Raw genomic sequence first — 15,463 nt, 5'->3', positions numbered from 1 at the left:
CGATTAATGCGCAATTAACGATTGCTTTTGTAGCATGCGTTCAACCACCAAAGCCTCTTCGCGCGTCAGCGGCTTATAACCACGCGGCTCACGCCAGCCATAGCCCCAGCGAAAGGATGTCGGCCAATAAGGCGAGCCGCCTATACGCACACCAATCAGCATCGCTACTCCAACTGCTGGCTCGCCAAGGTCATCGACGCAAACACGCAAAGCCTCATCGGCAGCCATTCTCGTCATGTAATCACCACCTTGCCAATAAGCCATATCATGGGCAACGCAGCATGATTGCCACAAGGTGTAATCCCAAACAGTACCATCGGGGAACATCGAGCAGCCATCAGTTGAAAAGGGTAATAACTGCGGCGCACTTTCTTGCGCTTTGACGCCATTAACAACAGTAAAAGCAGTGAATATCAATAGCATACATAAACAAGAGAATGAACGCTTATGGTATGCTTGCACCCCTTGATTCCTCCATTCAGCAACGTGGCGAGAACTTCGCATGATCCGTGTATATGGCATAAAAAATTGTGACACCGTAAAAAAAGCCGTATCTTGGCTCAATGAGCACAATATAGAGCATGAGTTTTTTGATGTAAAAACTTGCGGCCTCACACTCAAACAAATAGACGCATGGCGCGAGGCACTCGGCGCCGATACGCTCATCAACAAGCGCAGCACAACATGGAAGCAGTTATCGCCAACAGATCAAGAGCGCGTCTTACAACCTCAAGGCTTAGCCATAGTGCTGGCCAACCCAACATTGATCAAGCGCCCCCTTGTCGAGCACCACGATGGCGTCAGTGTTGGTTTTAGTGAAGCACAGTACAGCGCACTCTTTCACTCGCCCTCATAATTTTTATTTTTAAATCGTTTAGTCGTATTAGGAAAACACAATGACACAAGTTTATGCCCTCGGATTAGGTATTGGCCACCAAAACAGCAATGGTGACTGGTTAGACACATTTTTTGCCCTACCGTTGGTCAACCCCGAAAACGCAACAGCACAAGCTTTTATCAAAGCCTTAAATGTTAACGCCGAACAAGGCACCTACATTCCCAGCAGTACACAGCTGGCCGCCCTAGCAGACGCACTAGAGGGTAATAATTCGGAGCAAGCCGCGCTTGCACGCCAATTACAAGACAGCCAAGCTCCAATCGTTGCTGTGGTATTAAGCGAAAACAACGGCCCCAAAACTGTACCCGAAGCCTACCTAAAGCTTCACTTACTCAGCCATCGCTTAGTTAAACCGCATGAAACTTCGCTCGAAGGTATTTTCGCTTCGCTGCCCAATGTGGCATGGACAAACCAAGGTCCTATCGACCTAACCGAGCTGCCCGCCAAACAACTAGCAGCCCGCTTAAAGGGCCAAGTCATCAGTGTCGACAGCGTTGATAAATTCCCCAAAATGACCGACTACGTCGTGCCTTCTGGCGTACGTATTGCCGATACAGCCCGCGTACGCTTAGGTGCGCACATTGGCCAAGGCACAACCATCATGCACGAAGGCTTTGTTAATTTTAATGCAGGCACCTTAGGCGTTAGCATGGTTGAAGGCCGCATTTCTGCCGGTGTTATTGTCGGCGAAGGCAGCGACTTGGGTGGCGGCTGTTCCACAATGGGCACGCTCTCTGGCGGTGGCAACATCGTTATTTCTGTTGGCAAAGAAAGCCTAATTGGCGCCAACGCCGGTATCGGCATCCCCTTAGGTGACCGTTGCACTGTAGAGTCTGGTTTGTATATCACCGCAGGCACTAAAGTAATTTTACTCGACGATAGCAACCAACCAGTCAAAGAAGTAAAAGCGCGCGATCTTGCCAGCAAAGCCGACTTACTCTTCCGTCGCAACTCGCTTACTGGTGCTGTGGAATGCAAAACCAATAAAACAGCTATTGCTTTAAACGAAGAATTGCACGCTAACAACTAAGTCTACCTAGCACTTAGCTGTTTAGTACGCACAAGGCCTGTAGCCACCTTCTTGCTGCAGGCCTTTATATCCGCATCACTTGCAACCCTGCGCTTTTAGCCTACCAACACTAAAGATTTACTCATGACCAACCCCCTAAGCCCTACCCTGCAGCTCGCCTGCGACTTAATCGCTCAACCGTCTGTCACCCCAGAAGATGCCAATTGCCAAGAAATGATGATTGCGCGCTTAGAGGCTATTGGCTTTAAAGCTGAACGTTTACGCTTTGGTGATGTAGATAACTTTTGGGCTGTGCGCGGTAGCGATGGCCCCATTCTGGCCTATGCAGGCCATACCGATGTGGTACCCACAGGGCCACAAGAGCAGTGGGATAACCCGCCGTTTGAACCCAAAATCGAAAACGATATTTTATACGGCCGCGGTGCAGCTGATATGAAAGGCAGCCTTGCCGCCATGATTACCGCCTGCGAAAATTTCATTGCAGAGCACCCCAACCACAACGGCCGCATCGCCTTTTTAATTACCAGTGACGAAGAAGGTCCCGCCATTAATGGCACAGTTAAAGTGATTGAATGGCTAGAAGCCCGCAATGAAAAAATCACTTGGTGCCTAGTAGGCGAGCCCTCCAGCACGAACAAAGTCGGCGATATTATTAAAAATGGCCGGCGCGGTTCGCTAGGTGCGCAACTCACCATTAAAGGTAAACAAGGCCATGTTGCATACCCCCACCTAGCCGCCAACCCCATTCATTTGGTGGCACCAGCCATTGCGCAACTCAGCGCAGAACACTGGGATAACGGCAACGATCACTTCCCTGCCACCAGTTTTCAAATATCAAATTTTAACAGTGGCACCGGCGCAACCAATGTAATCCCTGGCGAAGCGCACATCGTTTTTAACTTTCGCTTTTCTACCGAAGTTACAGAACAACAACTGCGCGAACGTTCAGAAGCCATATTAAATGAGCACAAACTCAATTATGACCTAACATGGACACTCTCTGGCCAACCCTTCCTTACTGCCGAAGGCAAGCTAGTAGAAGCCGCAGCAGGCGCCATTAAAGCCGTAACAGGCTACGAAACCGAGCTATCAACATCGGGAGGCACTTCAGACGGGCGCTTTATTGCCCCCACCGGCGCACAAGTGGTAGAGCTTGGCCCCTTGAATGCCACCATCCACCAAGTGAATGAGCACGTTTGCGCCTCGGATTTAGATAAGCTCAGCTTAATTTACCAATCCATGATGGAACGCCTGTTTAATGACTGAATCTACAAAAAACAGCGATAAAAACGGCTTAACGCACCTTAATGCCGCAGGTGAAGCTCATATGGTCGATGTCGGCCAGAAGGCGGTTACCGAACGCTCCGCGACGGCAACTGGCTATGTCGAAATGCAACCTCAAACACTGCAAATGATTAACGATGGCAATCATAAAAAGGGGGACGTATTTGCGGTGGCGCGCATTGCCGGCATACAAGCGGCCAAACAAACAAGCCAGTTAATCCCTTTATGCCACCCATTAATGCTAACCAAAATTGCTGTCGAACTTACAGCGCAGCCCGAGCTTAGTCGGGTGCGCATTGAGGCAACCTGCAAACTTGCCGGCAAAACGGGCGTAGAGATGGAAGCACTCACAGCGGTATCGGTTGCTGCGTTAACCCTTTACGATATGTGTAAAGCTGTCGATAAAAGCATGACCATCACTGGCACGACATTAGTCGCTAAAAGTGGCGGCCGCAGCGGCAACTGGCACGCTTAGTTTGACCTTCAACCGCACAGCCCCTAACCAACAAGAGTTTAATGTATGTCCTCTATTAAACTGTGCTTTTTCGCCGCACTGAGTGAATCTCTTGGAGTGCGCGACGAAAACTACCCGCTAGATTCCACCATATCGCTTGACGCGCTAAAAAAAGCACTCACACAGCGCGGGCAACACTGGCAAGCGCTGGCCGATCCCAGTATCCTCTGCGCCATCAACCAAGAGATGGCCGCCGGCAATCCAGATATAAACCCCAATGACGAAGTTGCCTTTTTTCCACCGGTAACCGGTGGTTAATCAACAACTTTCAGCCAGCGGCACCCCAATTACACATTACACGGTAACCAATGCCCACCACCGATCCAAACTCTGTCGGGCTCGTTAGCCCTCAAAAAATTCACTTTAGCGAGCCCTTCACTTTAGCTTGCGGGCACACGCTGCCAGACTACGACCTTATGGTCGAAACCTACGGCAAACTGAATGCCCAAAAATCAAATGCTGTCCTTATTTGCCATGCGCTTTCTGGCAGCCAGCATGCGGCGGGTTTTTACGAAGGAGAAGAAAAACCCGGCTGGTGGGATGCGTACATTGGCCCAGGTAAAGCCATCGATACCAACCATTTTTTTGTCGTTTCTATGAATAATATTGGCGGCTGTCATGGGTCTACAGGCCCCACCAGCCTCAACCCAAAAACAGGAAAAGCCTGGGGCAGCGATTTCCCGCCGCTGCGTGTACGCGATTGGGTACACAATCAAGCTAAACTGGCCGATCACCTCGGTATTGATCAATGGGCGGCGGTTGTTGGCGGCAGCCTGGGTGGCATGCAAGCCATGCGCTGGGCCTTAGAATACCCAGAGCGCCTGCGCCATTGCGTCGTAATTGCCTCCGCAATGAAGCTAACAGCGCAAAATATAGCCTTTAACCAAACCGCTCGCCAAGCGATTATGGCCGACCCTGAGTTTATGGACGGCCATTATTTAGAAAATAGCACGCTGCCCGAATCCGGCTTGTCTGTCGCTCGCATGATTGGCCACATTACGTATTTATCCGATGATGGTATGGGCGAAAAATTCGGCCGCGCATTGCGCTCTGGTAGTTTTGAACAAGGCAGCGATGTGCCCGTAGAATTTCAAATAGAAAGCTACTTGCGCTACCAAGGCAGTAAATTTTCAAAATCATTCGACGCTAACACTTACATTCTAATGACTCGCGCGCTGGACTACTTTGACCTTGCCCGAGAATACCAAGACGACCCGGTAAAAGCTTTTCAGCAGGCCCAGTGTGATTTCGCCGTTATTTCATTTGATAGCGATTGGCGATTTGCGCCCGAGCGATCACGCGAAATTGCCACCGCACTATTACATGCAGACAAAAATGTTTTTTATGCTGAAATCGAATCGCCTTACGGGCACGATGCATTTTTAGTTCCCAATCAACCACGCTATGAAGCGCTTTTTTCAAGCTATATGCAAAAGGTCGCCAGCACATGCGCATAGACCAAAAAATCATTGAAAACTGGATTAAACCTAATGCCCGGGTACTGGACTTAGGCTGCGGTGATGGCAGCTTGCTCAACCATTTAACGCAAACAAAAAACATACGCGGCTATGGCCTTGAAATTAGTGAGCAAGGCATTTTGGCATGTGTTAAAAAAGGCATTAATGTTATTGAGCAAGACCTAGATGGCGGGCTCAGCAATTTTGCAGATCAAAGTTTTGATACCGTTATTATGTCGCAAGTACTGCAAACTATGCACTACCCCGACAAAGTACTTGCCGAAATGATGCGCGTTGGCCGCGAAGCGATTGTGACCTTCCCTAACTTTGGTCACTGGCGCGCGCGCTGGCATTTAGCCGTCGGCGGGAAAATGCCCGTCTCCGACTTGCTACCTTATGAATGGTACAACACCCCGAATATTCACTTTTGTACATTCAAAGATTTTGAGGTGCTGTGCAAACAGTTGAACTACCAAGTCATCGATAGGCAAGTTGCAGCAGAAACAGCGCCGGACAAATGGCTCCACCCGCTGCGCCCCAACCTATTTGGCGAAACGGCTATTTATCGCATTCGCGGCTAGTGTAAATGTTATGCGCGATTATTTAATCGCGCGCTATTTGTGCCAACAGCCTATCTAGCACATTAGCAAAAGCTTGTCTGTCGCTATTATTTAATGGCGCTGGCCCGCCCGTTGCTTGCCCGGCATTTCGCATCTCCTCCATAAAATTACGCATAGCCAAACGCTGCTCAATATTATTAGGGGTGAATTTTTCACCGCGCGGGCTAATCACTTGCACGCCCTTTGCGATGACTTCAGCCGCTAAAGGAATATCAGCAGTAATCAGTAAATCCCCCACCTGGCAATGCTGGACAATATAATTATCTGCCACATCAAAACCGGCCGGCACCACAACAGACCGAATAACCGGTGATGGCGGTGTGCGAAGCGCTTGATTTGCCACCAAAATCAGTGGCACCTGCACACGATTAGCCGCTTTAAATAAAATATCTTTAATCACATTAGGACACGCATCGGCGTCTACCCAAATTTGCATTTTTTTGCCATCCCCCATTAACACATGCGTGCAGCCTATTCGATGGACATGCACGACGCCAGCACTAGCTACAACCACAAAACAAAATGAACAAAAAATAGACAGGGCGCGCCATTAGATGTATAGTCGCGCCTCTTTTGACTTGATGCCATAACAGTAAAGCGCTTTTCGGCAGATGCCATGCGCGGGTAAAGGGTGGAGTTTTCAACCAGCAGGAACGCGGTTGATGTGAATACAACGGCGTTGTACCACACAAAACACCACATATCCTCAACCCAACTTTGCTACACATGGCATTGTAATTTACTAGGCACCGAGTACCCCACTGCGAAGACGCAAGGGCTGCAGGTGTAGGGAATCTAACCCAAACCCTATAGGTTTGGGTAGCGACTAAACATTTAGCGGCAGCGACTACGTCTTGCAACACCTCCTTAGCCTTTGGGCTTTCGAGCTCGTCAGACGCCCTCATGCACTTAACCTTCAATTGCGTAACTGCAATTATAAGGTAGCGCCATGAGTAAACCGTATGCCGCCCAACATATTCGCACGCTTCCTTGCACGCACCTTACCGCCCTCGCAATTGGCACCTCCCGCCGCAACACCACAGGAAACCTGCATGACCCAACCTAGCCAGACGTTTGAGCAACTGGGCCTCAACGACCAAATTCTTAAAGCCATTAAACACATTGGCTACGAGACCCCCTCCCCTATTCAACAGCAAGCTATTCCCGTAATGCTTGAAGGCCGTGATATTTTGGGCCAAGCCCAAACCGGTACCGGTAAAACAGCCGCATTTGCACTGCCAATACTGCAAATGGTCGATGCCAAGCAACATTCGCCTCAAGTATTAGTACTTGCGCCAACACGCGAACTTGCAATTCAGGTAGCCGAAGCGTTTCAAAACTACGCCCAAGACATTAAAGGCTTTCACGTACTCCCCATATATGGCGGCCAAGGTTACGAGCAACAAATACGTGCCTTAAAGCGCGGCGTACAAGTTATTGTAGGGACTCCTGGGCGCGTAATGGATCACATGCGCAAAGGTACCCTAAAGCTCGATGGTTTAAAGCACTTAGTACTGGATGAAGCTGACGAAATGCTTCGCATGGGTTTTATCGACGACGTAGAGTGGGTACTCGAGCGCACCCCTCAAGACCGCCAAATTGCGCTGTTTTCAGCAACAATGCCAAAAGAAATTGCCCGCGTTGCCAACACCTATTTACAAAACCCACAGCATGTAAAAATTGAAGTCACCACAACCACGGCGACCACCATTCGCCAGCGCTTTTGGCCTGTGGGCGGCATCAGCAAAATGGATGCCCTTACGCGCATATTAGAAGCAGAAAAATTCGATGCTGTGATTATGTTTGTGCGCACTAAAACCGCCACCGTTGAGCTTGCCGAAAAGCTTGAAGCGCGCGGCTACAGCGCATCAGCGCTTAATGGTGATATTTCGCAGAACATTCGCGAGCGCACTGTTGAGCGCCTTAAAAACGGAAAAATTGATATCTTAATCGCAACAGATGTTGCCGCTCGCGGGCTGGACGTTGATCGCATTAGTCATGTTATCAACTACGATATCCCATACGATACCGAAGCCTACGTACACCGCATTGGCCGTACTGGCCGCGCCGGCCGCCAAGGCGATGCGATTTTATTTGTCGCGCGCCGCGAAATGCGCATGCTGCGCACCATCGAGCGCGCTACCGGCAAAGATATTGAGCAAATGAAACTGCCATCGGTTGCCGATATCAACGAGCAGCGCCAACAACGCTTTAAGCAGCAAATACTTGATACCATTGCCGGCGAAAACTTGGACATTTACACCAAGCTTATCGAAGAAATGCAAGCCGAAAGCCCCAGCGACCTAATTGCACTTGCAGCTGCGTTGGCCAAAATGGTACACGGCGAGCAACCACTATTATTAGAAGATCGCCCAGAGCGCGCGCCACGTGAATTTAAAGAGCGTGACGATCGGCCATCGCGCGACGGCCGCCGCCGTGAGCGCGATGGCCGAGAAGGCCGCAGTAAGCGTCGCACCGAAAGCGATGTACCCATGGAAAGCTACCGCTTAGAAGTGGGCCGCGATGACGGCGTAAAACCCGGTAACATTGTTGGCGCCATCGCCAACGAAGCCGATATCAGCAGCCAGCACATTCACAACATTCGCATTAGCGAAAACTACACAACCGTTGAGCTACCTGCAGGCATGCCACCTGCATTGCTTAACAAGTTGCGGTCGGTGTGGGTTTGCCAAAAACAGCTGCAAATCTCACCAATGACGCCAGGCAGCAATACCAAAGAGCACGCGCCCCGCAAAGAGCGCAAACGCCCTTCTGGTGATCGCCCAAGTTTTGAAAAGCCCAAAACGCGAAAGAAGCGCGCCAACCAAGATTAATTTAAAACTTGCATTTGCGTAGCACCAAAGGCCACCGTTACCCAACGGTGGCCTTTTTGCTTAAAGCGCCAAGCTTTTTCAGGCCATAAATATTCCACCGAGACCCCACATGACATTCGCCACCATGGCTTTAAGCCCGGCCCTATTACAAGCCATTAGCGAAAAAGGTTACCTAAGCCCTACCGCCATTCAAGCACAAGCGATTCCCGCCATTTTGACTGGCGCAGACGTTGTCGCAACAGCACAAACAGGCACAGGTAAAACCGCTAGTTTTGTGCTGCCATTATTACAAATGCTCAGTAATGAAACCACCGAGGGCACGCGCACACGACGCCCCAAACGCTTTCGTGCGCTAATCATTAGCCCAACGCGAGAACTCGCATTACAAATTGAAGACAATATTCACCAATACAGCCGACACCTCGATATTCGCGCAACCGCGATGGTGGGAGGTATGACTTACCAACAACAAAAACAAAAGCTTATCGAAGGCATCGATATTTTAGTCGCCACGCCAGGACGCTTGCTGGATATGGCCAATCAGCGCGCGCTGCACTTCGATGAAGTAAAAACCTTAGTGCTAGACGAAGCCGATAGAATGCTAGATATGGGGTTTATTGACGACATCCATAAAATACTAAATAAACTACCCAAGCAACGCCAAACCTTACTGTTTTCGGCTACGCTGCCTAAAGCCATACGCAAGCTGGCCAACAGTGAAATTCACAACCCTATAGAAATCACTATAGATCCCCAAAAGGCCGCCGCACCCAAAATTGAGCAGTGGCTAGTGGCAATAGATAAACACAACAAATCAGCTCTGCTTAGCCACTTAATTAAAGAGCAGCATTGGACGCAGGCGTTAATTTTTATTCGCACGCAACATGGCGCCGCCAAGCTTGTAAGCCAATTAGAAAAACGCGGCATCGCTGCCGAGGCTATTCACGGCGGTAGAAGCCAAGCATCACGCAGCCAAATACTGGCTGACTTTAAAACCGGCAAAATTCAATTTTTAGTCGCAACCGGTGTTGCCGCACGCGGTATCGATATCAATGAGCTTTCGCGCGTCGTTAATTACGACCTACCTGACGACACCGATGATTATATCCACCGCATCGGCCGCACAGGGCGGGCCGGCCTAAAAGGCGAAGGCATATCACTCGTGTCCAAAGACGATTTCAAACGCCTCTGCGCCATCGAGCGCAGGCTCAACAAAATTATTACTCGTAAAGAAATCGATGGATTTAGCGTTACTAAAGGCCTCCCCCCATCCAATTTAAACTTCACACTAAAAAGTGTCCAAAAATCGCCTTATAGCGCAAGCGAAGAAAACCTTGCCGCCAAAGCAGCTAAAAAACCAACGCCAATAAAAGCCTCAAAAGAGGCCCCAAAAAGTGCAGCCAACGTATGGGCACAATGGGTTGATAAAAACAAGGGCTAAGGCGCCATTGCCCGCCCTGCTGCGCCAATAAAATTATTTTTCAAAGCAACACCAAACATTCCAATAGATAACTTGCGTGTCATTTAATGTTGGCTATTCTGATTTAAGCCACAAGGGTATCGCTAAAAGAATAATTGTTTCGTGCGTGCGAAAAACACCGCCAAAGAGTCGAAATTCACGCAGGGTAAGGCCCACACCAGCCTTACCCTACGGATAGTAGACAGTGAAAATTGATTCTCAGTCAGTTAGGGTTCAATAACAAAAACGGTGACGCCGCAGCACGAAAAAATATACTTTTAGAGGTACTCCAAAATAAAAAACACAAAAGGGCACCTCTAAAAATAGTAATTTTTGTGTGAGAGCAAGGAAGTACCGCCCGGAGAGCCGCAGTTTACATGGTGTAAATGAGGACTCGAGGACGGAGCTGACGCCGCTATCGCGGAAAAAGTGCATTTTTAGAGATGCCCAAAAACTTATATAGGAATAAACGATGAGTGATGCGACTAATTCCAGTGACCCAGTACGCCCACTAAACGAAGCTGATCACCGTTTAGTTAAAGAAATTAATGAGCAATGGACGCGCGAACAAGCGCTAAGTGAATTAAAAGGCCATTTACAAATTGCCATTGAGGTGGAGCTAGCTACCATTCCCATTTATCTATACACCTATTACTCCATTAACCGAACACCAGACTCCTTCCCCGACTCAGACATTTCCCGCTTTGCCGACAAGGCGGGTTCGACCATTATGAGTGTCGCGGTTGAAGAGATGCTACACATGTCTTTGGCATCGAACATTTTATATTCGCTGGGCCAACAGCCAGAGCTTTACCTTAAATCACCAGGCCCCTATCCCAGTAATTTACCCGGCCACAGCAAGTTAGGGCCCGACCACAAGCCGCTAGCCTTGCCTTTGTCGAAGCTTTCACTCGAACAAATGTGGCACTTTTTAGAAATTGAATACCCGGCAAAAGCCGATGCCCCGCCTGAAGGCAAAAACTGGCAAACCATTGGCCAAATTTACGCTTATATTCGCTGCATAATTAGCTCCGAGCACATCAAAGACAGCGACTTTCACCAGGGCCGAGAAAAACATCAAATACAACCCACCAATTATTCACCAAACAGTATCGATACGGTCTACCCAGAACGCAGCTTTGATAAAACCTGCCCTGAGCCCGCCCCAGCTAAAAATTCTGCTGCGGCTGTAGCCAGCTTTTCGAGCCAAGAAAATAGCCACGCAGGGCCTTCGGCCTTAATGACAATTGATTCATGCGAACGCGCACTACAAGCCATTCAAACCATTGATGCGCAAGGTGAAGGCTACGGCCCGAGTAAATTTGATGATCAAACCCAGCAAGAATTATCACACTATTATAAATTCCTAAGCTTGCAGTCCGAGCTAGCAGGCTATAGCGAAAGCCACGAACGTTTGCCTTGCGAGCCCAAACCACCCAAAGCGGCCGACAGACAATACAGCCCTGCAGAACTAACCAATATTGTTTACGACTTCCCAGACAACCCGGTTGCTGCCAGCTATCCGGCTGGGCGTAGCGATGTGGCTAATGTGGTTAGCGGGCTCTATCAATACATGCTGATTATGACTGAGAGTATTTTTTTACAAGATCCAAAAGAGCAAAAAGTCTACTTTAATAAATCCCTCCACCGCTCGATGATCTGGATTTTAGATAAAATTATTCAAGCCATGCGCGAGGTAAACTTAGACGGTGTTACTCCCTCGAAGTCAACCCGCAGCCTTCGCTTAGCGCCAACCTTCGAAAACATCAATTTAGGCCCTCGCGACCAAGCTTTTGCAAACCTAACCAATATGTGTGATCAACTCGATGCAAAATATGGCAACGAGCATTGGTACACTTATGATATTCAATCCTATGTGAAAAAAGTCAAAAGCCTGCCCGATGTAAGCAAACTGTGGAAAAAAGACAGCACTGGATGTGATGTTAAAAAATACCACGGCATCCCTAAGTTCCCAGCCAATCCACCCGCAACAATTAATAGCGATGAAGCCCGACACGCGTGCATGGGGCTAAACAGCTGCAAAAATCAGGGGCGTACTCAGGATAACAATTGCGCGGGACAGGGTTATTGCTCTACTGCGCTATCGTATAATTTTGCCAAACCCGAACAGCCTAGCATTAGTGATCACACATGCCATGTGCTAAATGATTGCAAAGGCCAAGGCGGTTGCGGGCTTTATGGAACCGGCGACGAGCAAAATAACCCAGGCGCCAATGACTGCGCTGTATTAGGCTCTTGTGCCACACCCATTAATGCAGAACGCTTTAGTACCGACGGCCCCAACCAAGGTAAAAGTGTTTGGCTTCGCGCACGAAAAGTTTTTGAAGAAAAAACATGGCCCGAGCTACGCGCTAAAAACAAAAGCCTACCCGAAAAGCCTGCCCCAGTACCGCACCATGATTTATTCAAATACGGCCCAACGATAGAATGGATACACGATTACAGCGGCGAAGGCATGACCGCATGCGGTGCTAGCGGTATGAGTGGCGCCGGTAGTTGTGCATGATTAATATAAAAAAAGAAAATTTGGCACAAGGTCGCATGGAAGCGACCATTAACCATAAATTAGGCTTAGGCGTTGGCTTGCGCAACGTGCATTTCGACCATATTTTAAAACAAAAACCTAACGTCGATTGGTTTGAGGCTATTTCTGAAAATTTTATGGATTCCGGCGGTAGGCCACGTGCAGTAATACGAAAAATAGCGCAACACTACCCTGTTGTATTGCATGGTGTATCCATGTCTATAGGCAGCACCGACCCACTTGATATTCATTATTTGAATCGATTAAAAACACTGGCCGATGAACTTCAAGCGCGCTGGGTCAGTGATCACTTATGCTGGACGGGCGTTCACAGCATTAACAGCCACGACCTATTGCCTTTACCGCTCAACGAAGACACCCTGCAACATGTCACCGCTCGCGTATTACAAGCACAAGAACATTTAAACCGCCCATTGGTACTCGAAAACCCCAGCACTTACGTTCGCTTTCGCCATTCAACACTGAGCGAGCCCGAATTTTTAACGGCCCTGTGCGCCGCAACGGGCTGTAAATTACTGTTAGATGTAAATAATGTGTACGTCAGTTGTTTTAACGCCGGCACAAATCCATATGATTATTTGGCCCAATTCCCTTTTGAGCATGTAGTGCAAATGCATTTAGCTGGCCACCAACACTGCGGCACACATATTATCGACACCCATGATCAACCTGTAAGCCAAGATGTTTGGGCACTTTTTCAAACCGCTTGGCAACGCAGTAATGGCGCCGCCACACTGCTGGAATGGGATGGCGATGTCCCTGCTTTTGAGCAACTCCACGAAGAAATTCTGCGCGCAAGACATTATATGAATGCCGCAAGCCAACCCGTAAAAGCAGCACAAAATACGCTAAATAATCACAATAAAAACCCATCTACGCCCATCGACTTTATGCTGCCCGATGTTATGGCACACAGCCGAGTACATAACGTATGACGACAGCAATACCCCCATTAAGCACTGTGCAACGCTGGATGAAAGATGCCCTAATCAACCCCAGCAGTGCAGATCAACAATCAATTGGCGATACCTTATTAGCCGGTAACATGCTAGATGCTGCAAGCTGTTTAGCGATTTACCAGCGCAGTTATATTTTGCGTTTGCGAAAATGTTTAGCCGAGCAATTCCCCGCAACCTACTTTGCCCTAGGCGAGCCAGTTTTTAACGACTTCACCGACCAATACTTAAGCACCTACCCATCGCAAAGCTACACACTGTACGATCTCGGCAGGCGCTTCCCCGCATGGCTAGAAGAAACGCGACCAGATAAAGATGCTCCCGAACACGAGCGTGAAGACTGGATCAACTTTATGGTTGATCTCGCCCACTACGAACACACTTTATTTGATTTATTCGACGCACCAGGGCAGGAGGAAAAACCACAACCCAACCACCGGACAAGCGATGAAGGACTCATACTCCAGCCATGTTTAACACTGGCACAATACCGCTACCCAGTGGCATGGTATTACCATGAAGTGCGAGCCAAAAACAATCCGCAATTCCCCGCAAGGGCTACTGTAAATATGGTGATATTGCGACACAATTACCAAACAACCACCTACCCTGTTAGCGATCTTCACTTTCGCTTTTTATCCAGCCTTAAACGGTTAGGCTCGGTAAAGGGCGCACTATTAGACATTGCCGATTGGACGCAACAGCCACTTCAACAGGTGACCCTATCTTGGCAAAATGAAGTAAGACAGGCGTGGCTAGATGCTGGTTTTTTCGCATTAAATTAATGTATTAATGGAAGAAGTATTTTTCTCGTGCCTCAGGTTACAACCGTGTAGTACTTTCCTGCCCGAACACCATAAGCTTGATAAAAATCAGCCATTGGCTGTGCCACCTCATTAAATGTTGCATCCATCATTGCTTGGTAGCTTGCAAGTTCACCCGGGGCCTGTACCGAACCCGACAAACAGCGTGCGATACACGCTACTGCATACAATGCTGATTTGACCTGTAATGTAGCCCCCAAGCCGCAAGCCGGATCGACACGAAAAAACGTGGAGCCAATTAAAATAACAGGCCGCAGCTGCTCGTCATAATATTCAAGGCAACAAGCCCTTTTATACCAACGTGCATTTATCGCATTATGCGGTATTGAGATACCAGTGCGAGGTTTTCTCCATCGGGTTTCGCAGGCAAGACCTTCGTCATCATAAGCAATCCAACGCCAGCTGATATCATCCTCACAGAAAAACACATCACCGGCATAGTGCATACTTCTATCCCCGAAATTTCGCACTACCCATAAGTCTTCACTTAGGTAGGTGGGCATTTGCCGTGAAAACTGACTAAATTCACCTTCCGCATTAATAGCCCAATGGCACAATATGTGTTCAGGCGTAGTATGTGTTGATATCCGAAGGCAATTCCGATCAAACGCAAAAATAGCATCAGCGTTTTGAATAATTTTCGCGCGCGGCACTATTTTTTGCATTAATAATTGTTTTAGCGCAACGATTGAAAATTGAAAGCCACAACCAAGCGCCTGATTAAAAGGGCTGTAAATACCATTGCGATTTATGCCACCAAAACGCCCGCGCTGGAGATGCTCGATATCTGCCGGGGCCAGAATATGAGCAAGATAGCGGGCACCTTCTGGTGATAACGAATCGAAACGCGCAGGCTCGGTTTCAATGCTATACCCCGTTCCGCATTCGCTACGCAACCATACTACACGCAAGCCCTGCTCTAGCGCCGCTAACACGGCAACATATCCACCAAGGGTGTCACCTACCACCGCTAAGTCATAGTCGCACGGATTATTTTTTTGCTTGCGAAACCACATAAGGC

General features: G+C 48.6%; 15 protein-coding genes. 12 read left to right on the top strand and 3 right to left on the bottom strand.

The window, feature by feature from the left end; genetic code table 11:
* Positions 1-3: 3 nt before the first annotated feature.
* Complete coding sequence (locus tag MARGE09_RS13490; RefSeq protein WP_236982674.1) at positions 4-423, bottom strand: FAD-binding oxidoreductase; 420 nt, start codon at positions 421-423, stop codon at positions 4-6.
* Positions 424-502: 79 nt separating this feature from the next.
* On the opposite strand from MARGE09_RS13490, the gene MARGE09_RS13485 reads away from it, so the two are divergent.
* The 7 genes from MARGE09_RS13485 to metW all read left to right on the top strand — a co-directional run bounded on the left by MARGE09_RS13485 (position 503) and on the right by metW (position 5,764).
* On the top strand, positions 503-856 hold the full coding sequence (locus MARGE09_RS13485; RefSeq protein ID WP_236982673.1) for a Spx/MgsR family RNA polymerase-binding regulatory protein: 354 nt from the start codon (positions 503-505) through the stop codon (positions 854-856).
* A gap of 40 nt (positions 857-896) precedes the next feature.
* On the top strand, positions 897-1,928 hold the full coding sequence (gene dapD, locus MARGE09_RS13480) for a 2,3,4,5-tetrahydropyridine-2,6-dicarboxylate N-succinyltransferase (protein ID WP_236982672.1): 1,032 nt from the start codon (positions 897-899) through the stop codon (positions 1,926-1,928).
* A gap of 123 nt (positions 1,929-2,051) precedes the next feature.
* Complete coding sequence (gene dapE, locus MARGE09_RS13475) at positions 2,052-3,194, top strand: succinyl-diaminopimelate desuccinylase (protein ID WP_236982671.1); 1,143 nt, start codon at positions 2,052-2,054, stop codon at positions 3,192-3,194.
* Entirely contained in the window at positions 3,187-3,687 is a 501-nt protein-coding gene (gene moaC, locus MARGE09_RS13470; protein ID WP_236982670.1) for a cyclic pyranopterin monophosphate synthase MoaC, read from the top strand. The genes dapE and moaC overlap by 8 nt, the downstream gene beginning before the upstream one ends.
* A 45-nt stretch (positions 3,688-3,732) precedes the next feature.
* Entirely contained in the window at positions 3,733-3,984 is a 252-nt protein-coding gene (locus MARGE09_RS13465) for a MoaD/ThiS family protein (RefSeq protein ID WP_236982668.1), read from the top strand.
* 50 nt (positions 3,985-4,034) lie between these two features.
* Positions 4,035-5,183: a homoserine O-succinyltransferase MetX gene (gene metX, locus MARGE09_RS13460; RefSeq protein ID WP_236982666.1), complete on the top strand. Its 1,149-nt coding sequence runs from the start codon at positions 4,035-4,037 to the stop codon at positions 5,181-5,183.
* The gene (gene metW, locus MARGE09_RS13455) at positions 5,174-5,764 is read left to right on the top strand and encodes a methionine biosynthesis protein MetW (RefSeq protein WP_236982665.1); all 591 of its coding nucleotides are present in this window, start codon (positions 5,174-5,176) and stop codon (positions 5,762-5,764) included. The genes metX and metW overlap by 10 nt, the downstream gene beginning before the upstream one ends.
* 22 nt (positions 5,765-5,786) lie before the next feature.
* Here the strand turns inward: metW and MARGE09_RS13450 are convergent, their stop codons facing one another.
* Positions 5,787-6,239 carry a YaiI/YqxD family protein gene (locus MARGE09_RS13450; protein ID WP_236982664.1) on the bottom strand — a complete coding sequence of 151 codons (453 nt, stop codon included), beginning with the start codon at positions 6,237-6,239 and terminating at the stop codon, positions 5,787-5,789.
* A gap of 616 nt (positions 6,240-6,855) precedes the next feature.
* Between MARGE09_RS13450 and MARGE09_RS13445 the strand changes: the two genes are divergently transcribed.
* From MARGE09_RS13445 to MARGE09_RS13425, 5 genes are all read left to right on the top strand, one after another.
* On the top strand, positions 6,856-8,637 hold the full coding sequence (locus tag MARGE09_RS13445; protein WP_236982663.1) for a DEAD/DEAH box helicase: 1,782 nt from the start codon (positions 6,856-6,858) through the stop codon (positions 8,635-8,637).
* Between the two features lie 109 nt (positions 8,638-8,746).
* Positions 8,747-10,078, top strand: coding sequence for a DEAD/DEAH box helicase (locus MARGE09_RS13440; RefSeq protein ID WP_236982662.1), 1,332 nt, complete (start codon positions 8,747-8,749; stop codon positions 10,076-10,078).
* A gap of 490 nt (positions 10,079-10,568) precedes the next feature.
* The gene (locus MARGE09_RS13435) at positions 10,569-12,623 is read left to right on the top strand and encodes a ferritin-like domain-containing protein (protein WP_236982661.1); all 2,055 of its coding nucleotides are present in this window, start codon (positions 10,569-10,571) and stop codon (positions 12,621-12,623) included.
* Complete coding sequence (gene bufB / locus MARGE09_RS13430) at positions 12,620-13,597, top strand: MNIO family bufferin maturase (protein ID WP_236982660.1); 978 nt, start codon at positions 12,620-12,622, stop codon at positions 13,595-13,597. Before MARGE09_RS13435 ends, bufB begins: the two co-directional genes overlap by 4 nt.
* Positions 13,594-14,403 (top strand): HvfC/BufC N-terminal domain-containing protein, encoded by an 810-nt coding sequence (locus tag MARGE09_RS13425; protein WP_236982659.1) that lies wholly within the window; start codon positions 13,594-13,596, stop codon positions 14,401-14,403. Before bufB ends, MARGE09_RS13425 begins: the two co-directional genes overlap by 4 nt.
* A gap of 32 nt (positions 14,404-14,435) precedes the next feature.
* On the opposite strand, the gene MARGE09_RS13420 is transcribed toward MARGE09_RS13425, so the two are convergent.
* Positions 14,436-15,458, bottom strand: a complete 1,023-nt coding sequence (locus MARGE09_RS13420; RefSeq protein ID WP_236982658.1) for a hypothetical protein — start codon at positions 15,456-15,458, stop codon at positions 14,436-14,438.
* Positions 15,459-15,463 lie beyond the last annotated feature (5 nt).

The organism is Marinagarivorans cellulosilyticus (genome assembly GCF_021655555.1).
Taxonomy (GTDB): Bacteria; Pseudomonadota; Gammaproteobacteria; order Pseudomonadales; family Cellvibrionaceae; genus Marinagarivorans; species Marinagarivorans cellulosilyticus.
The sequence above is the reverse complement of the archived record's forward strand: the minus strand, read 5'-3'. Positions and strand labels throughout refer to the sequence as shown.